Origin of the sequence: Sulfurimonas sp. HSL3-7 (assembly GCF_039645985.1) — a bacterium.
GTDB classification, from domain to species: Bacteria; Campylobacterota; Campylobacteria; order Campylobacterales; family Sulfurimonadaceae; genus Sulfonitrofixus; species Sulfonitrofixus jiaomeiensis.
Genome location: NZ_CP147919.1, coordinates 1,911,772 through 1,932,080, shown reverse-complemented (window position 1 = coordinate 1,932,080; position 20,309 = coordinate 1,911,772). Strand labels below are relative to the sequence as shown.

The 20,309-nt window shown below is 45.3% G+C and carries 23 protein-coding genes; 18 read left to right on the top strand and 5 right to left on the bottom strand.

Features of this window, described 5'->3' with window-relative positions:
* Window positions 1-458 precede the first annotated feature (458 nt).
* The 11 genes from rfbA to WCY20_RS09700 all read left to right on the top strand — a co-directional run bounded on the left by rfbA (window position 459) and on the right by WCY20_RS09700 (window position 9,008).
* Window positions 459-1,331, top strand: a complete 873-nt coding sequence (gene rfbA / locus WCY20_RS09750) for a glucose-1-phosphate thymidylyltransferase RfbA (RefSeq protein ID WP_345974725.1) — start codon at window positions 459-461, stop codon at window positions 1,329-1,331.
* Window positions 1,328-2,374 carry a dTDP-glucose 4,6-dehydratase gene (gene rfbB / locus WCY20_RS09745; RefSeq protein WP_345974724.1) on the top strand — a complete coding sequence of 349 codons (1,047 nt, stop codon included), beginning with the start codon at window positions 1,328-1,330 and terminating at the stop codon, window positions 2,372-2,374. The genes rfbA and rfbB overlap by 4 nt, the downstream gene beginning before the upstream one ends.
* A complete protein-coding gene (locus WCY20_RS09740) occupies window positions 2,374-3,450 on the top strand; it encodes a DegT/DnrJ/EryC1/StrS family aminotransferase (RefSeq protein ID WP_345974722.1) in 1,077 nt (358 codons plus the stop codon). The genes rfbB and WCY20_RS09740 overlap by 1 nt, the downstream gene beginning before the upstream one ends.
* Before the next feature lie 40 nt (window positions 3,451-3,490).
* The gene (locus tag WCY20_RS09735) at window positions 3,491-4,567 is read left to right on the top strand and encodes a DegT/DnrJ/EryC1/StrS family aminotransferase (RefSeq protein ID WP_345974720.1); all 1,077 of its coding nucleotides are present in this window, start codon (window positions 3,491-3,493) and stop codon (window positions 4,565-4,567) included.
* A 101-nt stretch (window positions 4,568-4,668) separates the two neighbouring features.
* On the top strand, window positions 4,669-5,370 hold the full coding sequence (locus WCY20_RS09730; protein ID WP_345974718.1) for a WbqC family protein: 702 nt from the start codon (window positions 4,669-4,671) through the stop codon (window positions 5,368-5,370).
* A gap of 488 nt (window positions 5,371-5,858) precedes the next feature.
* Window positions 5,859-6,659, top strand: a complete 801-nt coding sequence (locus tag WCY20_RS09725) for a polysaccharide biosynthesis/export family protein (protein ID WP_345974716.1) — start codon at window positions 5,859-5,861, stop codon at window positions 6,657-6,659.
* 5 nt (window positions 6,660-6,664) lie between these two features.
* Complete coding sequence (locus WCY20_RS09720; RefSeq protein WP_345974714.1) at window positions 6,665-6,817, top strand: Wzz/FepE/Etk N-terminal domain-containing protein; 153 nt, start codon at window positions 6,665-6,667, stop codon at window positions 6,815-6,817.
* Window positions 6,789-7,073, top strand: a complete 285-nt coding sequence (locus WCY20_RS09715) for a hypothetical protein (protein WP_345974712.1) — start codon at window positions 6,789-6,791, stop codon at window positions 7,071-7,073. Before WCY20_RS09720 ends, WCY20_RS09715 begins: the two co-directional genes overlap by 29 nt.
* Window positions 7,074-7,098: 25 nt before the next feature.
* A complete protein-coding gene (locus tag WCY20_RS09710; protein WP_345974711.1) occupies window positions 7,099-7,299 on the top strand; it encodes a hypothetical protein in 201 nt (66 codons plus the stop codon).
* Window positions 7,286-7,909 (top strand): hypothetical protein, encoded by a 624-nt coding sequence (locus WCY20_RS09705; RefSeq protein ID WP_345974709.1) that lies wholly within the window; start codon window positions 7,286-7,288, stop codon window positions 7,907-7,909. Before WCY20_RS09710 ends, WCY20_RS09705 begins: the two co-directional genes overlap by 14 nt.
* A complete protein-coding gene (locus WCY20_RS09700) occupies window positions 7,893-9,008 on the top strand; it encodes a polysaccharide biosynthesis tyrosine autokinase (RefSeq protein WP_345974707.1) in 1,116 nt (371 codons plus the stop codon). Before WCY20_RS09705 ends, WCY20_RS09700 begins: the two co-directional genes overlap by 17 nt.
* 251 nt (window positions 9,009-9,259) lie before the next feature.
* Here WCY20_RS09700 and WCY20_RS09695 read toward each other — a convergent pair whose 3' ends face one another.
* A complete protein-coding gene (locus WCY20_RS09695) occupies window positions 9,260-9,742 on the bottom strand; it encodes a glutathione peroxidase (protein WP_345978250.1) in 483 nt (160 codons plus the stop codon).
* 225 nt (window positions 9,743-9,967) lie between these two features.
* Entirely contained in the window at window positions 9,968-10,384 is a 417-nt protein-coding gene (locus tag WCY20_RS09690) for a PAS domain-containing protein (protein WP_345974705.1), read from the bottom strand.
* Window positions 10,385-10,544: 160 nt separating this feature from the next.
* Between WCY20_RS09690 and WCY20_RS09685 the strand changes: the two genes are divergently transcribed.
* Window positions 10,545-13,598: a DNA mismatch repair protein gene (locus tag WCY20_RS09685; protein WP_345974703.1), complete on the top strand. Its 3,054-nt coding sequence runs from the start codon at window positions 10,545-10,547 to the stop codon at window positions 13,596-13,598.
* Window positions 13,599-13,610: 12 nt separating this feature from the next.
* Here WCY20_RS09685 and WCY20_RS09680 read toward each other — a convergent pair whose 3' ends face one another.
* A complete protein-coding gene (locus WCY20_RS09680) occupies window positions 13,611-13,799 on the bottom strand; it encodes a hypothetical protein (protein WP_345974702.1) in 189 nt (62 codons plus the stop codon).
* A gap of 550 nt (window positions 13,800-14,349) precedes the next feature.
* Between WCY20_RS09680 and WCY20_RS09675 the strand changes: the two genes are divergently transcribed.
* Window positions 14,350-14,691 (top strand): hypothetical protein, encoded by a 342-nt coding sequence (locus WCY20_RS09675; protein ID WP_345974701.1) that lies wholly within the window; start codon window positions 14,350-14,352, stop codon window positions 14,689-14,691.
* 9 nt (window positions 14,692-14,700) lie between these two features.
* Window positions 14,701-15,795 carry a succinyl-diaminopimelate desuccinylase gene (gene dapE / locus WCY20_RS09670; protein WP_345974699.1) on the top strand — a complete coding sequence of 365 codons (1,095 nt, stop codon included), beginning with the start codon at window positions 14,701-14,703 and terminating at the stop codon, window positions 15,793-15,795.
* 46 nt (window positions 15,796-15,841) lie between these two features.
* On the opposite strand, the gene WCY20_RS09665 is transcribed toward dapE, so the two are convergent.
* Together WCY20_RS09665 and WCY20_RS09660 are read right to left on the bottom strand one after the other, a co-directional pair.
* Window positions 15,842-17,278 carry a GNAT family N-acetyltransferase gene (locus WCY20_RS09665; protein ID WP_345974697.1) on the bottom strand — a complete coding sequence of 479 codons (1,437 nt, stop codon included), beginning with the start codon at window positions 17,276-17,278 and terminating at the stop codon, window positions 15,842-15,844.
* A complete protein-coding gene (locus WCY20_RS09660) occupies window positions 17,271-18,461 on the bottom strand; it encodes an amidohydrolase (RefSeq protein WP_345974695.1) in 1,191 nt (396 codons plus the stop codon). Before WCY20_RS09660 ends, WCY20_RS09665 begins: the two co-directional genes overlap by 8 nt.
* Before the next feature lie 119 nt (window positions 18,462-18,580).
* Here WCY20_RS09660 and WCY20_RS09655 point away from each other — a divergent pair, with 119 nt between their 5' ends.
* The 4 genes from WCY20_RS09655 (at window position 18,581) to rpmA (ending at window position 20,208) form a co-directional block, all read left to right on the top strand.
* Entirely contained in the window at window positions 18,581-19,000 is a 420-nt protein-coding gene (locus tag WCY20_RS09655) for a DUF255 domain-containing protein (protein ID WP_345974693.1), read from the top strand.
* Between the two features lies 1 nt (window position 19,001).
* Window positions 19,002-19,376: a RidA family protein gene (locus WCY20_RS09650; RefSeq protein ID WP_345974691.1), complete on the top strand. Its 375-nt coding sequence runs from the start codon at window positions 19,002-19,004 to the stop codon at window positions 19,374-19,376.
* A 241-nt stretch (window positions 19,377-19,617) separates the two neighbouring features.
* A complete protein-coding gene (rplU, locus tag WCY20_RS09645) occupies window positions 19,618-19,926 on the top strand; it encodes a 50S ribosomal protein L21 (RefSeq protein WP_345974689.1) in 309 nt (102 codons plus the stop codon).
* A gap of 24 nt (window positions 19,927-19,950) precedes the next feature.
* Window positions 19,951-20,208 carry a 50S ribosomal protein L27 gene (gene rpmA / locus WCY20_RS09640; RefSeq protein WP_345974687.1) on the top strand — a complete coding sequence of 86 codons (258 nt, stop codon included), beginning with the start codon at window positions 19,951-19,953 and terminating at the stop codon, window positions 20,206-20,208.
* The last annotated feature ends 101 nt before the right edge of the window (window positions 20,209-20,309 follow it).

Below are 20,309 nucleotides of genomic sequence, written 5' to 3'. Positions count from 1 at the left end.
GGTAGCCTTTAAAAGGGATGGTTTTACATCTTTTTGGCGTGTAGTGTTTTTGATTGATTTGGAATTTAGATAATGAAATTAAAATGGTGCACAATGACGATTAAATTATGGATTTACAGGTTGGAACGTGTATGCGTCGGTGATGCAGTAAAACATATGCCGGTCGGCAGACTGGATGAAGAAGGTGTTCACAAAAAAAACGCGACTATCTGTCAAGGGGCCGCAGATGAGAATAACCTCCCTGCAGATATTGGATGGTACTGTGAGGGTACGGGTCTATAAGAGGCCAGGGAATGCGTTTAAAGATCTCCATGCGTTTATTAAAAGATTGAAAGGTGGATTGATTCTGAAAAGTTCTATTGTGTTGGTTTAGATTTGTGTTAATATATGATAATCACTTAACGTACGGTGTTAGGTCATCCTTTGAGTGAAATGATTTATGGATGGAGGTTTGTACAATGAAAGGCATAATACTTGCCGGTGGAAGCGGGACACGGCTTTACCCTATGACCAAAGTAATTTCAAAGCAGCTGTTGCCGATCTATGACAAACCGATGGTCTATTACCCGCTCTCTGTACTGATGTTGGCGGGAATCAAAGAGATACTGATTATTTCAACACCTGAGGATACGTCACGATTTGAAGAACTTCTCGGCGACGGCAGTCAGTGGGGTATTCATCTTCAGTACAAGATACAGCCCTCTCCGGACGGACTGGCCCAGGCCTTTATCTTAGGCGAAGAGTTCATAGGCGATGACAGCGTTTGCTTGATTTTAGGCGATAACATCTTTTATGGTCATGCCTTTTCGCCGTTGCTGAAAGATTCTGCAAATTTAAAGGAGGGTGCGATTATATTCGGGTATCAAGTCAAGGACCCAAAACGTTTCGGCGTCGTTGAATTTGACAAGAATAGAAAAGTCATCTCCATTGAAGAAAAGCCTGAAAATCCAAAAAGCAGTTTTGCCGTGACCGGGCTCTACTTTTATGATAACGATGTCATAGAGATAGCAAAAAAGATCAAGCCATCACCCAGAGGGGAGTTGGAGATAACCTCTGTCAATGAGGCTTACCTGAAGCGAAAACAACTCAAAGTGCACCTGCTTGGAAGGGGCTTTGCCTGGCTGGATACGGGGACGCTCAGCAGTTTACTTGATGCTGGAATCTTTGTTCAGACTGTTGAAGACCGCCAGGGTTTTATGATCGCATGCCTCGAAGAGATTGCTTTTAATAACGGATGGATTGATGCAGAAAAGATTTTGGAAATCGCCAAACCGCTTGAAAAAAGCGGTTACGGGCAGTACCTTATAGGTTTGGTGAAAGAAAAGCAATGAAGACGATTCTGGTTACGGGATGCGCAGGGTTTATAGGTTCTAACTTTGTTCCCTACTTTTTAGAAAAATATCCTGACTATACCATCATTAATCTCGATCTGCTTACTTACGCAGGTAACCTTGACAATCTTAAAGAGGTGGAAAAAGATGGGCGTTATGCTTTTGTCAAAGGCGACATCTGCGACCGAGCACTTGTTGAGAAGCTATTTGCAAAGTATGATGTCCGAGGCGTGATCCATTTTGCTGCGGAAAGTCATGTCGATAACTCTATCAAAAATCCTGCTGTCTTTATTGAGACAAATATAAAAGGTACATTTACGCTTATCGATGTGGCGTACAAATATTGGATGGCGGGTCCTTTTGTCTGCAAAGATGGATATGAGACATGCCGTTTTCATCATATCTCCACAGATGAAGTCTATGGAACACTGGGAGAGGAAGGCTTTTTTACGGAAAATACCCCCTATGCACCGAATTCTCCCTACAGTGCATCAAAAGCAGGAAGCGATATGATTGTGCGCAGCTACCATCATACCTATGGGATGAATACCGTTGTCACCAACTGCTCAAACAACTACGGACCAAAGCAGCATGATGAGAAGCTGATCCCGACCATCATTCGAAAGGCGCTTGCCGGTGAGCAGATCCCTATTTACGGTGACGGCGAGAATATCCGCGACTGGCTCTATGTACTCGATCACTGCAAAGGTATTGATCTGGTCTACCATAAGGGGGACAGCGGCGAGGTTTACAATATTGGAGGCCGTAATGAGCGTACAAACAATTACATAGTGCATAAAATATGTGAAATCCTGGATAAATTGCACCCGATTGAAAAATTATCATTAAAAAGTTACAATGAACTAATATCTTTTGTAGAAGATAGGGCTGGACACGACAGGCGTTATGCTATTGATGCGACAAAAATCGAGAACGAACTTGGGTGGAAAGCGGATGAGAATTTTGAAAGCGGGATAGTGAAAACAGTGGAATGGTATTTGAAAAAATACAGTGTTAAAGATCTAAAAAAAGAGAGAAACTGATGGTTCATGTTACTAAAATATATTTACCGGATAAAGAGAAGTATAAAAGCTACGTCGACAAGATATATGAGAGCGGATGGCTAACAAATAACGGGCCATTGGTCCAGGAGCTTGAAAAACGACTTGAAGAGTATCTTGGGGTAAAAAACCTGCTTTGTGTTTCAAATGGAACGTCTGCAATACAGCTGGCTTACCGTCTGCTTGAGCTTGAGGGGGAGGTAGTGACAACGCCTTTCAGTTTTGTTTCGACGACGAGTTCAATTGCGGCTGAGGGGCTTACCCCTGTTTTTGCGGATATTGATCCCGAGAGTTACAATATTGATCCCCAAAATATTGAAAGTGCCATTACCGAGAAGACAAGTGCTATCGCTCCATGCCATGTTTTTGGGAACGCATGCGAGATTGATAAAATCGATGAAATCGCCGATAAGCATCATTTAAAGGTCATTTATGACGCTTCACACGCGTTTGATGTCAAGTACAAAGATAAACATATATTGAATTACGGTGATATTTCAGCTATCAGTTTCCATGCGACTAAAATTTTTCATACCATAGAAGGTGCTGCAATTGTCATTAAAGATGATGCCTTGTATGAAAAAGCAAAAATTGTCAGAAGTTATGGTGTAGACGGTCCTGATTCCGTGGGAATGTTGGGCATAAATGCGAAGATGAACGAATTTGAAGCGGCGATGGGACTGTGTATGCTGGATGAAGAGACCATTATCCATGAACAGCGTAAAGCAAGCAGGGAATATTATGTCAAACAGCTAAAAGACTATATTCAAATGCAGAAAAAGAATGAAGACGCTACGCAGAGTTATACCTATTTCCCAATTGTTTTCAGATCGGAAGAGGAGATGGACAAAGTTCGGTCAGCTTTGCTTGAAAAAGATATTGCACCGCGGCAATATTTTTATCCGTCACTCGATACGCTTTCGTATGTTGAAAAGCGCAGGATTATGCCGATTTCGAGGGATATCTCGAGCAGAATCCTTGTGATCCCCATGCATTCGGGGGTTGAGCCTACTGTGAGCAAAATAGTGGTTGAAACTCTCGAAAAGTTGCGTAGATAAAAAGCTGTATCTTGGATTTCAAAACGCATGAAGGCATATAATGGTTAATGTTTCAAAAGTATATTTCCCTGATAAACAGAAGTTTCTAAACTATGTCGAAAAGGTCTATGAAAGCGGATGGTTGACGAACAACGGACCATTGGTGCAGGAACTCGAAAAAAGACTTGCGAAACATCTTGGGGTCAAAAACCTTCTTTGCGTCTCAAACGGTACAACCGCGCTGCAGCTCTCATATAAACTTTTGCAACTAAAAGGTGAAGTGATCACGACCCCTTTCAGTTTTGTGGCAACCACCAGTTCCATAAAATGGGAGGGGCTGGATCCTGTGTTTACAGACATTGACCCCGAAACATTCAATATCGATCCTGTAAAAATGGAAAAATCATTGAGTGTAAAGACTTCCGCGATCGTCCCGGTACACGTGTTTGGTAATGCCTGCGAGATAGAAGAGATCGACAGGATCGCAAAAAAGAATAGCTTGAAAGTTATTTATGATGCTTCACACGCTTTCGACGTTAAGTATAAAAATGAGAGCATCCTCAATTACGGAGACATCTCTGTTATCAGTTTTCATGCAACCAAATTTTTCCATACGATTGAAGGGGCTGCGATTGTTGTAAAAGATGATGACCTGTACGAAAAAGCGAAAATCGTTAGAAATTTTGGTCTTGACGATCAAAACACAGTCAAGACATTAGGCATTAATGCAAAAATGAATGAACTGGAAGCGGCAATGGGGTTGTGTGTGTTGGATGAGATCGATACCATTCTTGCGCAGCGCAAGAAGAGCCATGATTATTATGCCGCACATTTGAAGGATTATGTGCAGTTGCAGCGTATTACTAAAGATGCGTCACAAAGTTACAGCTATTTTCCTATCGTTTTGAGATCAGAAGAAGAACTTGAAAATGTCCGGAATGCTCTGCTTGCGGAGGCTGTCTCACCTCGTCAATATTTTTATCCTTCGCTGGATACGCTCCCTTATGTAAAACTTCGTCAGGTGATGAGAAACTCTAGAGACATCGCTGGCAGAATATTGGTAGTTCCTATGCATTCCGGAATTGAAGCTGCAGTAAGTAAAATTATCATTGAAACACTTCACAAGCAGAGACGATGATAGAGTATGATTAAATTACTTGTGAGTCTTTATCTAAAAAATTCTGAGCAGAATAAAACTGCTGAGAATAAAGAACATTTAAATAAAGTAAAGGTGGCCATATGACTATCGCTATTATGCAACCTTATCTTTTTCCCTATATTGGTTACTGGCAGCTGATAGATGCTGTGGACAAGTTTGTGGTTTATGACAATATCCAGTTTGAGAAGGGGGGTTGGTTTAACAAGAATAATATTCTGTTATTTGGAAAGAAAACACTCTTCAGCATTCCTCTGAAAAAAGATTCCTACCAGCTTGATGTCGTGGAAAGAAGGCTTGCGGACCATGCTTCCCAACAGATAGATAAAATCTTACGTCAAATTGAGAACGGATACAAAAAAGCGCCCTATTTTAATGACGTATTTCCTTTGCTCGAATCTATTTTCAGCTTTGATGAAAAAAACCTGTTTTTCTATACCTACAACTCCATCATGAAAGTAGCGGAATATTTAGATATAGATACTGAAATAGTGGTGTCATCAACACTGAAAATTGACCATACTTTAAAGGGAGAAGAGAAGGTATTGGCGATAAATAAGTATTTGCATGCTGATCACTATATCAATGCCATTGGTGGTCAATCGCTTTATGTGAAAGAAACCTTTGCCAAAGCTGGTGTGAAACTGAACTTTATTGATACGAAGATTATAGAGTACAAGCAATTTGATGATGTGTTCGTTCCTTTTCTCTCTATTATTGATATCATGATGTTCAATTCTAAAGAAAAGATCCAAACGATGCTAAAAAGTTATACATTGATATGAAAATGTATTAGATGGTGATCATGACGCTTTTTGTTTAAAATACACTCTTTTCTCTCGTTAAGATATGAATCCGTCGATGATCTTTGTTCGCCATAGGCTGTTGCTGCTGTTTTTTTAATTGTCTATCCAGTGTGGAGTGAATGATATGGGCAGTGATCACATGTCTTTAAAACTGATGCATATTATTACAATTCGGGTACGCAATACAATTGACATTTCAACGGCCGCATTGTTTAAAAACCTGTCATTCACTCTGCTGACATCACAGAAAAGTAGATGATCGATTGTAATTCTGAACACTTTCTCTTTCTCTTGTAAAATTAATACCGGTATAATTTTTGGAGCGCTGCAATCAAGCAAAAAAAAAGCTTTTTCCCAACTGTGTCAAAATTCAAAGAATCTTGCAAAGAGAACAAAGGCTTTACCAAAATGTCAAATAATTTAGTTAGAATATAGAGATAAAGCAGAAACTAATACAAAGTGAAAAAATGTTAAGACAAACTATTTTGATCACCGTTTTGGCGCTCTTTTTTTTCTCCGGGTGCAGTATGAAAAGGTACACCTTGTTTCAGGACGACGAGCGTTCGGAGGAGCCGACGGAGGTAAACGAGAAGGTGTATCAGGATGAGATGGTATTCGAGAACAGGATACAGCCTAATGACCGTGTGAATATCATCGTTTATAATCAGTCAGGTCCGGGCGAGCTGACGGCGATGATCAGTTCAAGTTCACGCGGCACGCCAACGGGGGGCAGAGTACCCGATGAGACGACAGGTCTTTTGGTAACGCGAGAGGGGACGGTGGATCTGCCACTGATCGGCAGTGTCAAGATCGAGGGCTATACGCAAGACGAGGCGGCGAAGTATTTAATGAAAGAGTATAAGAAATACATTCGCACCCCGTATGTCACGGTAGAGATCATGAATCAGCGCATCTTTCTTTTAGGCGAGGTCAACACGCCGGGTGTAGTACAGGTGACAAACGGTACGATGAACCTGATCGAAGCGATCGCCCGTTCGGGAGACCTGACCGACTATGCAGAGCGCCGGGGTATCCTGGTAATCCGCGGGGACCTGCGCAACCCACAGGTCCGTACGATCGATCTGACCCAGATGTCGGCCGTCAGGATTGCAAGTCTTTATCTCAAACCGAACGATATCGTCTATGTACAGCCGCGTGCATCTAAAGGACGTCAGCTCGCCTTTGATGAGATCGCACCGCCGTTTCAGCTGGTTGCGTCGATGTTAGAACCGTTTGTAAGCATTACCTACCTAGCCAAAGCGTGGTAAGAGTAATGAACACATACCCTACCATCGATAAAGATGAGATCGACCTCAAAGAGGTCTTCAGCACGCTCAACCGGTATAAATATTCTATTATTATTTTTATGATCGTCTTTACCATCGGTTCGGCCGTCTTTGCCTATTTTACACCACAATGTCTATGAAGCGGCGACGACAATAGAACTCCAGCGAGAAGATCCTCGTTTGAGAGGCGATAACAGTGATACGATGGCCCTTGCTCTTGCCGGAAATAGTGCCAATCTCGAAGATGAGCAGTATATTATCCAGTCTCGTTTCCTTGCGGAGAAGGTCCTTGCTGGGCTCGATATCGGTACACGGTACTTTACGAAGCGCAATTACCGTACTGTCGAGCTTTATCGTGCTTCCCCCATTTTTAGTGACGGCAAAAACGCTCGATAAGCGTTTAAATGGAACCCGTTTTTATATGGATATGCTGGGCAGTGACCGTTTCATTCTGAGGATGACGCCTGATATAGAGATAAGAGAGAGACTTTTACGGCAGTTTGGTTTTATCGAAGCGCCTGCGGATGAACCGAAACCTTACGAAGATATACATAGATTCGGCGAAGAGATCGTCACCGGGTGGTTCAGTATTAAGATCGAAAAGATCGTTGACCCGGGTTGAAAAAGAGTATTCCTTTTCGATCACACCCAATGAAGCGATGCACAAGTTTATTAACGAAGGCCTTTCGACCGCTTTGGCTTCTGAAAATGGTTCGATACTGAAGATCACTTTTCAAGACAACGTTGCGCTCCGTGCGAAACAGGTGCTCAGCGCCCTGATAGAACGCTACCTGCAGCAAGAGCTGGAGGAGAAGACCCTGGAGGCGGATCGAGCCTTGGCCTTTATCGATGCACAGATCGCCGAGATCAACAAGGATGTTGAGCGAACCCAGGGGCAGCTGGAGCAGTTCCGTGCGAAACATACGATTGTCGATACCGGCCAGCAGGCGATGATCACGGCACAGAACATGGCTGAGTATGAGAGTCGGCTCCAGACACTTGAGATCGAATCGAGTATCTTGAAGAATGTTCAGGAGTTCGTCAATACCGGCAAAGATCTCGCCGGTATCAGCCTGGGCTCTGCCGGCGCTACGGATCCGGCACTGGCGCAGATGATCCAACAGTTTCAAGAGAACATGATGGCACGTCAATCCCTCCTGGTCGAGTTCACCGAACTGCATCCGGATGTGATCAAACTGACAGAAACGATCAACTTTGAAATCATCGATTAAATATACACTGAAGAATGATCTGCGCATCATCGAAGAGCGCAAACAGAAGCTGCAGCAGTATATTAGCAAATATCAACGTTCGCTGGAAGCACTTCCTGAAAATGAACGAAGATTGGCGAACCTGACGCGTAATACGACGGTCAACGAGAAAGTCTATAATTATCTGTTGGAAAAACGGGCCGAAACGGCAATCTTAAGCTCCTCGACCATATCGAAAACACGTGTGCTTGATTCGGTACTGCTGCCGAAGCTCCCTATCAAACCAAAACGTCTGTTTATTATTTTAGTGGGGATGATCCTTGGGCTTATCGTCGGGGTCGCTTCGGCCTTTTTACGCTCTTTTCTGGACGATACCCTTAAAACAGCTGAGGATTTCGATAAGATCAGCACTATTCCCCTCTATGGTGCTATCCCGCAACGTAAGAACAAGAGGGGGTATTCGCAGTTTGAAGAGGCGATGCGTGTGCTTCGTACGAACCTGCAGTTTGTGGGCGGTACCAAAAAATCCAAGATCGTTGCATTGACCTCTTCGATCTCGGGTGAAGGCAAGACAATTATCGCGGTTTCACTGGCCAAGATGATTGCCGCAACCGGCAAAAAAGTGATCATACTTGATCTGGATATGCGTCGTTCCCGTATGCATGAAGAGTTCAATATTACGAACAAGATCGGTGTGAGCTCCGTGCTTTCAGGCAGCAACACACTCGAAGAGGCCCTGCAAAAAGAGGTCTTGGAAAATGTTGATGTCATCACTTCGGGACCGAAGCCGCCGAACCCATCGGAGCTTTTGGTGAAAGAAGGTTTCGAGCAACTGATTCAAACACTCTCGGAAAAGTATGCGTATATTATTTTTGATACACCGCCGATCGGTCTGGTGAGCGATGCGATGATCCTGCTGAAGACGGCCGATATCGGTTTGATCGTGACACGTGCGAACTACTCGAAGAAAGCCTATCTTAAAAATGTGGACAAGTTCTCTAAAGAACATGACCTCAATAATCTCGGCTTTATTCTTAATGGCATTGAATCGAGCAAACGCCATGGTTACGGCTATGGCTACGGTTACGGCTACGGCTCTAGCAAAGGCTACTACGAGTAAACGTTGCAGGTTTTTGGCTCTGAATCTTCGGGACCATCGTCTTTCTCTCCTCACCAGTCGCAAAATGAGTAAAACGTTCAGCTTGCTGACATTTCTGTGAAAAGAAGGGTATTCCTCACGTAATGATGTTCACTCTAAATTTATAACTTTTATGCTGCTTCCGTATTTAGATACGCATCGCCATTTTTCCTGCTTGAATGGATGTGTTGACAGCTTACTCTTTATTAATTATCTTTTCTTAGCACTTGGCACTATTTATTCAGTAGTGCCTCTATATCCTTCCTGATACTTTCAGGCTTTGTGGAAGGGCCGTAGCGTTTGACGATGTTGCCCTTTCGATCGACTAAAAATTTTGTAAAGTTCCATTTGATCGACTCTGTCCAGAACAAACCGCTCTGTTCATGCTTGAGATACTGGTAAAGGGGCGAGGCATCGTCACCGTTAACGTCGATCTTGGCGAACATATCGAACTGAACGTCATATTTTCCCTGACAAAAAAACAGGATCTCCTTGTTGGTGCCGGGCTCTTGTTCTCCGAACTGGTTGGACGGAAAACCGAGTACCATGAACCCTTGCTCCCTGTACGATTCATAAAGTTTCTCCAAGCCTTCGTACTGCGGTGTAAACCCGCATTCGCTGGCGACGTTGACGATCAACAGTACCTTCTCTTTATAAATGGACATAGGGATCTCTTGCCCGTCAATGGCCGTCACGTTAAAGTCGTAGATAGACACTTCTTTTTCCTTTGCACTGAGTGGATTGGCTAATGTTATAAGCGTAAGCACCAGTAGTAGATATCGCATTACTATCCTTTTCAAACTCATCTTATACTGTTTATTATCGGGGAAAACGAGTCTATAAGTATAACGATAAATCTACGGGATGCAAAGAATAGGACAATGATTTATAAAGCTGTGCAATGAATAAGAGAATGATACGAAAGAGGGGTAGGGTGGTGCCTACTTCTCCTCATCTAGAAGTTTCTTATACTGGATAATAGTGCTTTGAAGGCGATCGGGTACAGTTACCTTACGCGAAGCAATGTAGCCAATGATGGTACCGTTCTCATCCTTTTTCGGAACGATATGGACATCGACCCAGTAGTACTTTCCGTCTTTACGGAGGTTTTTAACGTAACCGTCCCATACTTTGCCTTCTTTAATCACCTTCCACATCTGTTCAAAAGCCACCTTTGGCATATCCGGGTGGCGTAAAATACTGTGCGGCTGACCGATGGCTTCTTGTTTAGTGTAACCGGTCATCTCGACAAATTTTCGGTTTACAAAGGTGATGACACCTTTGGTGTCTGTTTCGCTGATAAGGCTTCGGCCATCAAAGATAACTTCTTCGTCAACAGGTTCAGGTCTTTTGATCATAAAAAAATCTCCTCAATTATTAGATGAAATAATAGCAAAACAGGTATTAAATTCAAGTAATATTGACTGTTTTTCTCAGTATTGGATCACAAATAGACTGTTTCCCTATCATGGGACTCTGTGCTATAATAACCGAACTAAAATTTAGGGCACCGTATCGATGTTAGCCAGTGAAATCACTTCTCTTCTTAGCGACAAAAAAAAGCTTCTGACCGAAGTTTACTTTGAACTTCAAACCTATTTTGAATCCAAATACGGCAATGATACGGTCATCTTTATGGAAATCGGCACATTTTACGAGGTGTATGAGGTCAACAACGATGATCTGCAGGTCGGCAAAGCAAAGGAGATGGCAGAGCTGCTCAATATCCAGCTTACCAAGAAGAACAAGAACATCGTAGAAAACTCAATTAAAAACCCTCTGTTGGCAGGGGTCCCTTCGGTCTCTTTTGAACGCTATCTCGCGCGTTTGATTCAGGAAAAAAAATATACGGTGATCGTTATCCGTCAAAAAGGGCTGCCGCCTAAAGTCAGCCGATATGTCTCTCAGATCATCTCGCCGGGCACCAATTTTGACTATATGACGGACAATGAGGATAACTATATCGCTTCACTGATCATCGATCAGCACAGAGATATCTTTTCGGTCGGCTACAGTGCCATCGATGTGACGACGGGAAAGACCTGGCTTTATGAGGCGCACGGTACTTCTGAGGACCAGAGTTTTGCGCTTGATGAGATCTTTAACCTGCTCAATGTCCATAAGACCTCTGAAGTGGTCATTACTTTTTTGGAAGGGGTGCAGAACCAGAAAGAGGTACTCCGCTATCTTGAGATTGCCGACCGTTTCCACTACACTATCAACAATGAACGCCATAAGATCGCCTATCAGAACGAGCTTTTTCAGAATGTCTACAACATCCAGTCCCTTCTTTCGCCAATAGAGCACCTGGACCTTGAGCGCTCCCCGATGATTTCGGAGTCTCTGGCTATTTTGGTTCATTTCGTCATTGAGCACGACTATCACATCATCCAGAAGCTCTACCGCCCGCAGCTCATTGACAACAAACGTTATATGTACCTCGGCAATAATGCTTTGGAACAGCTGGGCATCATCTCCAAAGACCGTAATGAGATGACACTCTTCAAACTGATCGACAAATCATGTACGGCCATCGGCAAGCGGCTTTTAAAAGAGCGCCTGCTCAACCCGCTGCTTGACCGCGATGAACTGGTGCGCCGTTACAACCTTATTGACCGGGTCAATACCCATACCCGTACGCTTGATGAGACGCTTCGGGGGATCTATGACCTTGAACGTCTTGCCCGGCGCATCAGTCTGGGCCGCCTCCACCCTTTTGAGATGAACTATGTCTATGAGTCGCTGACCGGTGTCCAGGAGCTGATGAACTACATCAAAAAGCACAAGATCCAAAAGACGCCGTTTTCCGAACAGGAGATCAGCGAGTTTATCCGTGACATCCAAAAGAGTGTCGACCTGGAGACCTCCCGCCGTTTTACAATGGCGACGATCGATGAGAACTTTTTGATGCGGGGCGTGGATGCCGGTATCGACACTTTGGTTGACGAAAATGCACGTATGCTGCAGACTTTCAAGATCATTATGGTGCGCATCGAAGAGATGCTTTCACGGATGAGTGCGAACAGCAACGGGTCGTATGTGAGCTTAGGCCTTCTGGAGAAAGAGGGGTACTATATCTCGTTGAGCAAAAACCGCTGGTCGATGATCGAGAAGGTCTTTAAAGAAGAGAAGATCGAGATAGAAGGGCTCTCTGTCGATTTTAGTGATTTCAGCATAAAAAAACTGACCAACAATGTGAAGATCACTTCGGAACTGACGGATCAGCTCTCCGACAAGATCATGCGCAACCGGCTCAAGATCGTCGCCCTGGCCAAAGAGCGTTTTGTCAACCTGCAGGGCCTCTTTGAACGCCGATACACTATTCTTTTAGAACGCATCATCCACTATGTGGCTGATCTTGACGTGGCGGTGAGTTCGGCAAAAGTGGCCCAGCAGTACAATTACGCCCGCCCGACGATCGTTGATGTGCGCGAAGATGAGAACTTTATGCAGATCATGGCGCTGCGACACCCGCTCATCGAGATACAGGAACGCCAGGGGATCTATGTCCCCAATGATGTTGTGATGGGTACGCGCGACTATCTTGACCTTCCTTACCCCGAAACGGTGATGCTCGATGTGCGTGTGCATGACGGCCACGACATCAACGGGGTATTGCTTTACGGCATCAATTCGAGCGGTAAATCCTCTTTGATGAAGAGCATCGGTATTGCCGTTCTTCTGGCCCAGTCCGGTTTCTATGTTCCGGCCAGTGCAATGAAATTCTCTCTTTTTGACTCCATCTTTACCCGTATCGTCTCCAAAGACAACCTCGCTAAAGGGCTTTCGACCTTTGCGGTAGAGATGCTGGAACTCAAAAACATCTTTAAACGCGCTTCGCAACACTCTCTGGTGCTGGGTGACGAGATCTCGCACGGTACGGAGACACTTTCGGGCGTCTCTATTGTTGCCAGCGCGATCATGAAGCTGACAAAACTACGTTCGATCTTTCTTTTTGCTACCCACCTGCATCAACTCGCGACGATGCCGGAGATAAGAAAGCTCAAAAATGTGGTCGATCTGCATCTGAGTGTGGTCTATGATGAGATACAGGACAAGCTGCTCTTCAACCGCATCCTGCAGTCGGGCAGCGGCAGTTCGGTCTATGGTCTTGAATTTGCCAAATCACTGCACATGGATGATGAGTTTTTGACCAACGCCAATAAGATAAGAAAGCGTCTCTCCAATGACTTTGAAGAGCTTGAACTCTTGGTGAAAAAACGTACGTCCAAATACAACAAAGAGCTCTATGTGACCAAGTGCGTTATCTGCGGCGCTGTGGCCGAAGACGTGCACCACATCGCCCATCAGTCGGTGGCGGACAATGCCGGATTTATCGGCCATTTCCATCAGGACCACCGCAGCAATCTTGTCCCGCTTTGCAAAGAGCATCACCGGGAGATCCACGACGGCAAGATCCGGGTCAAAGGTTTTGTCATGACTTCGAAAGGGCTTGAACTCGACTATGAAGAGCAGCTCCTAAAAGAGAAGCAGGTGGTGACCGAACCGGAGATCAACATCGTTGAAGAGGACGAAAACAGCAGCAACCTGGGCGGTTGGGATGATTTTTAAGGTATTTGAGCTTTACTGCTGAGATTCTTGTAAATATAGAAGTAGCTGTTGCGTATTGTCTTCCAAAGCAGGGCCCGCCCACTCCATATAGTTCCCAAGATCACACTCTTCGCCGATGATATCTTTGGTCAAATCGTCGCATTCTGAGGGGTAGGTGGCAATACGGATATTTTTGGCGAGTGTACTGATCTTATCGGCCAATAGAAGGGTACTTTCCTTTCTTAGCCTGTTTTCTGTTTTAACCTGATCCAGTTTTTTCTGGCAATAAAATGCTGTCGTAATAACAAATAAAAGCGACAAAAATAGTATAAATATGCATTTTTTTCTTGATCTGAACATAGCACCTTCTTTAATCAATAAAAATATAATAACACAATAAATAATGTATTTTCTTAACTGTTCGCTTTAATGAATTTATCCTCTCCTCAATCCGGTACGCAATATAATAGTCGTCAAGAGCACCTCACAGTTGTGTCGCAAGGGGAAAGTTCTTTGAACGGTATGTTCTGGAAAGTGGTGGCGTCAGTTGGACTGGTGTTGATCAAATGCTGAAATTGTGGAACCGGCTGTTGTGGAAAAGATAGCCAAATCTGGAGAGGCTGAAAAACTTTGCGCTTAAAGTGGCCATCCCAAGCTTTCCCAATAGGGTGAGCTGAATCTTATCTGTAAGAGGGCATTGGCGTGAGAAAAGCGTAACTAGACATCAGCACTTTACGCTATGATTTTGTTATTAAAAAAAGAGGACGATCATATGAAGAAAATAGCAGGGTTAAGTCTTTTGGCACTGTGGTTGATTATGGCCGGCTGTACGCAGGAACAGCAGAACCAGATGAGCCGCGGCATCCAAAACTGGACAGGTACCAACGGGGTGATGGATGTCTATGCAGGAGAGAAGCTGGTCATGCGTTTTATCAAGGTCGACAAGATGACAACAGGTATGGGGCGCGATGACAACCAACAGCGTGCTTACCGCTACAGCTACGGCTATCTGGATAAAAATTTCAACTATAAGGTCGACCCGGGTGAGAAGAAGCTCTACTTTGAGGTGAGCGATTACAGCAACTATGTTTTTTATGAAAATCCTGAGTTCTAGGGAAGAGATTTGGAACTGATAGACTTATTTAAAAAGATCCTGCAAGCCAAAAGCGAGACACCGGATGACGGTGGGCTGCTCGATTTTGTTGCAGAGTACCTTAATGACTTTACAGCGGTGCGACTGGATGCGAACGGGGTCAAGAACCTCTTTGTCTACAAGACGTTCGGTGAAGGCGAACACCTCTGCTTCGCAGGCCATGTGGATGTTGTTCCGGCAGGCGAGGGGTGGAGCGTCGACCCGTATGCAGCAGTAGAACAGGACGGCTATATCTACGGACGCGGTGCGCAGGATATGAAGTCGGGCTTTACGGCCTTTTTACAGGCGGTCAAAGAGACGGAACACTTCAACGGTACCCTCTCATTGCTACTGACCTCAGATGAAGAGGGACCGGCAAAACACGGAACACTCGAGGTACTGAAATACCTAGATGAACAGAAGATGATGCCGGATGCCTGTATCGTGGCGGAGCCGACCTGCGAAGAGGTGTTCGGCGATGCGATCAAGATCGGCCGCCGCGGCTCGATCAACGGCGTGATCGAAAAACACGGCAAACAGGGCCATGCCGCCTATCCTGAAAAGGCGACCAATCCGATCCACAAGGTCGCTCAGGTACTGCACCATATGGCGGGTGTCGATCTGGACGAGGGCGACGAGAACTTTGCACCGAGCAAGTTTGTCGTAACCGACATCCGTGCCGGCATGGAGGTAACCAATGTCACGCCCGGTAAGCTGAAGATGATGTTCAATGTGCGCAACTCCACCAAGACCGATCAAAAAGCGATAGAAGATTTCGTCCATAAATACTTTTCGGAGATGAACTATACACTCAAACTCGACCAGTCGGCTTATCCTTTTATGACTGACCCCAACACGAAAATCGTACGTACCATTGATGCGGCTATCGAGAAGGTGACCGGGATCAGACCGAAACACTCCACTGCCGGGGGGACGTCAGATGCCCGGTATATTGCACCGTATGGCGTAGATGTCATAGAATTCGGGGTGCGAAACGATACGATCCATGCACCCAATGAGAGAACGACGCGTGAAGAGGTCGAAAAACTCTACGAAGTCTTTAAGCGGGTCATCGCTACCTTTTAAGCATAGGCAACGATACGGGTTTTACTGTTTTTAGAAGAGGGCTGTTCTAAAGAGCTCTTATCCGTGCCTTGTCTTTGCGTATGAATGCAAGCATCTGCTGCGCATTCCTGGAGTAGCAGACCAGCTGCTCTTCCGCCATACTTTTTGTGTTTTTACGCTGCAGACGCAGATAATCTTCACTGTCATAATACGAAAACAAAACACCGCTGTAGAAAAAGCCGTGGGTATTGAGCAGGGATATCACCGCATCGATATTTTCGATACGGTGAAGGTTGATATCGGCATAGAGCATATCACAGTGCTCTTTTTGCAGATCGGCAAGGATATCCATCAACTTTTTTTCTGTGATCACCTCTTCGATACGTATATAACCGAGATTTACTTTGTCGTCGATGCGGTGGGTAATGGCGTCGCGTACCTGATGGGGTGGATTCATGTCGCAGATCTCGATGCCGATATCATCATAGACTTTTTGGATCTGCTTGCCGTAGATCTCAGAACGGGCATGCTGGCAGCGGCGTTTGTCAAAAAGCAGGTAGGCAACGAGCACACCGCTGCGCTGCTGGTGCTGAAGGCTGTGTTCGATCTGGATCTCGGAGGGGACCTGCCCGAGTATGATGGCACACTCCGTCATTCCGTGTGACAGGTTGGCTTTCTGGCTGTAGGGGTGGAGCATGATCGCATCACCGAAGATCGCGTCATACCCGAGTCGTTTGGCTTCGAAGATGAGAAAATCGAACATCTTGTTCATAATGCCTATTCCCTTGTAACGGGGATCGACTGTTGCGACGGCGATCTCGGCAATATTGGAGTAGGGATTGCGTATCAGGGCAAAATGGCCGACAACTTCGTTCTTATAAAGTGCAACGATGGAGTGGACATCACCTTTTTCATTGGCCTTTCGTACCTTCTGGGGTTCATAAAAAAGGTGCTTGTAATAGGTGTAATCATAGTTTCGGTAGATCAGTTTGGCAATGCCGTCACCGTCACCGCTTATGAATGCGCGTACATCAAGATGCTGCAGGATATCTTGCTTGTCAGGCGCCTCCTGCATGATGATCTGATTGGTCTTGATGTCAAAACATTGATCAAACATCTGTACCAGAGTAAACTGTTTACCTGCGTTCGGAAGCGGTGTGAAATAGAAGCGGTCGACCAGATCGTAGATAAGATAAAATCCTTTTTTGTGGTCGGCACTGTGATCGATGGGCTCGCTGAGATAGCGGCTGAAGTCAAAAGGAACACCCCTATCTTCAACGTCGATTCTGAGCTGGCAGCTGTAGATGTAGTAGTGGATGGTAACGTCCAGGTCATATTCGCGTTCGTACGCATGTTCGAGGACATTCTCTATCAGCTGCATGAGCGCTTCTTCCATAGGTGCAAGGTCCGAAACAGGAAGCCGCTCTTTCAGATGGGAAAAGAGATGGTAGATCAGTTTCGCATCGGCCATATTGGTGATCTTTAGAGCGATTTCGTCACGCATTTTTCATTGCCCGCAGTGCGGCCGCCCCCATGATCTTCATACCGACGATAAGCGCATCGTCATCGACATTGAAGCGGCTGTTATGCTGGGAGACACAGGTGCCTTTGTCCCGATTGCAGGTCCCAAGACGGAAAAAAGCGCCTGGGACGATCTCAAGGTAGCGTCCGAAATCCTCGCCTCCCATGACAGGGTCGATAAGGTCGATGGTGTTCTCTTTGCCTAAAACGCTCTCACCTGCCTCTCTTACCAAATCGACCATGGCATCATGATTGCACACTTCGGGCGAACCGTAGTTGTAGTGGAACGCATAGGTCGCATGCATCGAACGGGTGATCCCTTTCAGGGAGATCTCCATCATCTTCGGGATCGAATGGCGCACATCATGGTTGACGCTGCGTACGGTGCCGCAGAGCTTGACATGATCACACAGGATATTGGCCGCTTTTCCTCCCTCGATGGTCCCCAGCGAGATGACTGCCGGATGCAGCGGGTCGATCTGGCGCGAGACGATGTGGTTGAGCGAGTTGACCGCCATGGAGGTGACCAGAATGGCGTCGACGCCTTCATGCGGACGCGCTCCGTGCGAACTCTTGCCGAATATTTCGATTTCAAAGGTGTCGGCAGAGGCGAGCATCACCCCGTATTTATAACCGATCTGCCCGGTGTTGAGATAAGGGTAGGCATGCAGTCCGAAAATGGCTTTGACATTTTCCAGTACGCCGTCTTTTATCATCTGGGAACTGCCGCCTTCAGTGATCTCTTCGGCAGGCTGGAAGATGAACCGTACATTACTGTCAAGCAGCGGTTTGACCTGCATGAACGCCAGAGCAGTACCCAGCAAAATGGCGGTATGCGAATCATGGCCGCAGGCGTGCATAATCCCCGGTTTGCGTGAGGTGTAAGGCGCTTCACTCTGTTCCTGGATAGGCAGGGCGTCGATATCGGCGCGAAGAGCGATAAAAGGTTTCTCTTTATCGACCACAAGATCGGCAATAAGACCGTAATGATCGCTGAAGATCCTTACAGTTAAACCGGCATTTTCAAGCAGACCTTTCAGCAGCGCCGTAGTCTCTTTCTCCTGCGAGGAGAGTTCCGGGTATTCATGCAGCTGCTGCCGAAGTGCGATGATACTTTCATTGATGGTTTCTATTGTCTCAAAAAGTTTTTCTTCTGTTGTCTGCATGTTCTCTCCTGAATGTATCCGCTTTCTTTTATTATAGAGCAGGATTTCTAAAAAGGGGTGAAAGCATTAACAGTGAACCGTTTCCTCTTTGGTATAATACGGTTTTTTAAAGGACGACAATGCGTATATTTTTGTTTATTGCGATGTTCACACTCTCTATCTTTGCCAATGAGATCGAGTGGGAGGATAGCTTTGCGGAGGCAAAAGCCAAAGCGCAAAAAGAGGATAAGATCATCTATGCGCTGATCACGTCAGAGACGTGCAGATGGTGCCGAAAGCTTGAATCGACAACGCTCGAAGAGGAAAAAGTGGTCGAGAACGTCAACACCAAATATGCTGCTGTCGCACTGACACGCGGCAAAGACACGTACCCGCCGTGTCTGAAAGCGCCAATGGTACCGATGAGCTACTTTCTGACGCCTGAAGGACGAGTGCTATACAGCGTACCGGGGTACTGGAGCAAAGACGATTATCTTTCGATGATGGAAGATGTCGAACGAAAATACAAAAAACAGAAATCAGCACAAAAGGATGACTAGAATGGAATTCGTAAAAACAGACAAGGCGCCGGCAGCGATCGGACCGTACTCACAGGCGGTAAAGGTAAACGGTATGGTCTATACCTCAGGGCAGATCGCACTGCGTCCCGACGGTACGATGGTAGAAGACGACGTGGTTAAACAGACAGAACAGGTTTTCAGCAACTTGAAAGCGGTTCTGGCAGAAGCAGGTTCGTCACTCGACAGAGTCGTAAAGGTGATGGCTTTTGTCGCAGATATCAATGATTTTGCAACGGTCAACGAGCTCTATGCCAACGCTTTCGGTGACCATAAACCGGCGCGTTCGCTTGTCGCCGCAAAGACTCTGCCTAAGAATGCCCTGGTTGAGATCGAAGTTATCGCGATTTGTGATTGATATAAAGTAAACTTAAAGTAATATTCAGTATAATTCGCAAACTTTTTATAAAGACAGATAGAGTACTCTTTTGACTCTTGGTGTCGGAGAGGGTGAAAACCTTCTCTTTACAGGCTGGACCTGATCATGGCAAATGTTGACCTTCTTGGACCGTTTTTCGGGATAAGAGTCTTGTGATGATGAGTAAGTGCTGTACACTGAAGCGTTTTTAGAGGACTCTTGAAAAAAACAAGGAAATGCAATGTACGCAATCATTAAAAATGGTGGTAAGCAGTATAAGGTAGAAGAGGGCGATATCCTTCTTCTTGACAAAATGAACCTTGCTGCAAAAGACACTCTTGAGATCAAGGAAGTTCTGGCTGTAAATGCCGGCGAACTTAAAGTAGGGGCACCTTTCGTAGACGGTGCTGTTGTGACTGCTGAAGTTATCAACGAAGGTCGTGACCGTAAAGTCGTTATCTTCAAAAAACGTCGTCGTAAAGACTCTAAAGTCAAACGTGGTTTCCGTAGAGATTTCACCCGCGTTCGTATCACTAAAATCGCTGCATAAGCACTAAAAAGTTAGGAGAAAGACATGGCACACAAAAAAGGTCAAGGTAGTACTCAGAATAATCGTGACTCAGCAGGTCGTCGATTAGGTGTTAAAAAATTCGGTGGTGAAACAGTACGTGCAGGTAACATCGTTATCCGTCAACGTGGTACAAAAGTTCACCCAGGTAAAAACATGGGTATGGGTAAAGACCATACACTTTACGCACTTGTAGACGGTATCGTTGTTTTCGAAAGAAAAGACAAAAACCGTAAACAAGTTTCAATTATCCCTGCTGCATAAGCACTTTTCTTTAGGCCCTTTCCGGGGCCTCTTTCACTGATTTTTAAATATTTACCACTGTATTTTTTTCTTTTCAAATGTATAATGCTAAATATTTAAAT

Bases quoted from the DNA above. Each gene is read 5' to 3' on its own strand.
- rfbA (WP_345974725.1), top strand. From the start codon at position 459: ATGAAAGGCATAATACTTGCCGGTGGAAGCGGGACACGGCTTTACCCT.
- rfbB (WP_345974724.1), top strand. From the start codon at position 1,328: ATGAAGACGATTCTGGTTACGGGATGCGCAGGGTTTATAGGTTCTAAC.
- WCY20_RS09740 (WP_345974722.1), top strand. From the start codon at position 2,374: ATGGTTCATGTTACTAAAATATATTTACCGGATAAAGAGAAGTATAAA.
- WCY20_RS09735 (WP_345974720.1), top strand. From the start codon at position 3,491: ATGGTTAATGTTTCAAAAGTATATTTCCCTGATAAACAGAAGTTTCTA.
- WCY20_RS09730 (WP_345974718.1), top strand. From the start codon at position 4,669: ATGACTATCGCTATTATGCAACCTTATCTTTTTCCCTATATTGGTTAC.
- WCY20_RS09725 (WP_345974716.1), top strand. From the start codon at position 5,859: ATGTTAAGACAAACTATTTTGATCACCGTTTTGGCGCTCTTTTTTTTC.
- WCY20_RS09720 (WP_345974714.1), top strand. From the start codon at position 6,665: ATGAACACATACCCTACCATCGATAAAGATGAGATCGACCTCAAAGAG.
- WCY20_RS09710 (WP_345974711.1), top strand. From the start codon at position 7,099: ATGGATATGCTGGGCAGTGACCGTTTCATTCTGAGGATGACGCCTGAT.
- WCY20_RS09690 (WP_345974705.1), bottom strand. From the start codon at position 10,384: ATGATCAAAAGACCTGAACCTGTTGACGAAGAAGTTATCTTTGATGGC.
- WCY20_RS09685 (WP_345974703.1), top strand. From the start codon at position 10,545: ATGTTAGCCAGTGAAATCACTTCTCTTCTTAGCGACAAAAAAAAGCTT.
- WCY20_RS09675 (WP_345974701.1), top strand. From the start codon at position 14,350: ATGAAGAAAATAGCAGGGTTAAGTCTTTTGGCACTGTGGTTGATTATG.
- WCY20_RS09665 (WP_345974697.1), bottom strand. From the start codon at position 17,278: ATGCGTGACGAAATCGCTCTAAAGATCACCAATATGGCCGATGCGAAA.
- WCY20_RS09660 (WP_345974695.1), bottom strand. From the start codon at position 18,461: ATGCAGACAACAGAAGAAAAACTTTTTGAGACAATAGAAACCATCAAT.
- WCY20_RS09655 (WP_345974693.1), top strand. From the start codon at position 18,581: ATGCGTATATTTTTGTTTATTGCGATGTTCACACTCTCTATCTTTGCC.
- WCY20_RS09650 (WP_345974691.1), top strand. From the start codon at position 19,002: ATGGAATTCGTAAAAACAGACAAGGCGCCGGCAGCGATCGGACCGTAC.
- rplU (WP_345974689.1), top strand. From the start codon at position 19,618: ATGTACGCAATCATTAAAAATGGTGGTAAGCAGTATAAGGTAGAAGAG.
- rpmA (WP_345974687.1), top strand. From the start codon at position 19,951: ATGGCACACAAAAAAGGTCAAGGTAGTACTCAGAATAATCGTGACTCA.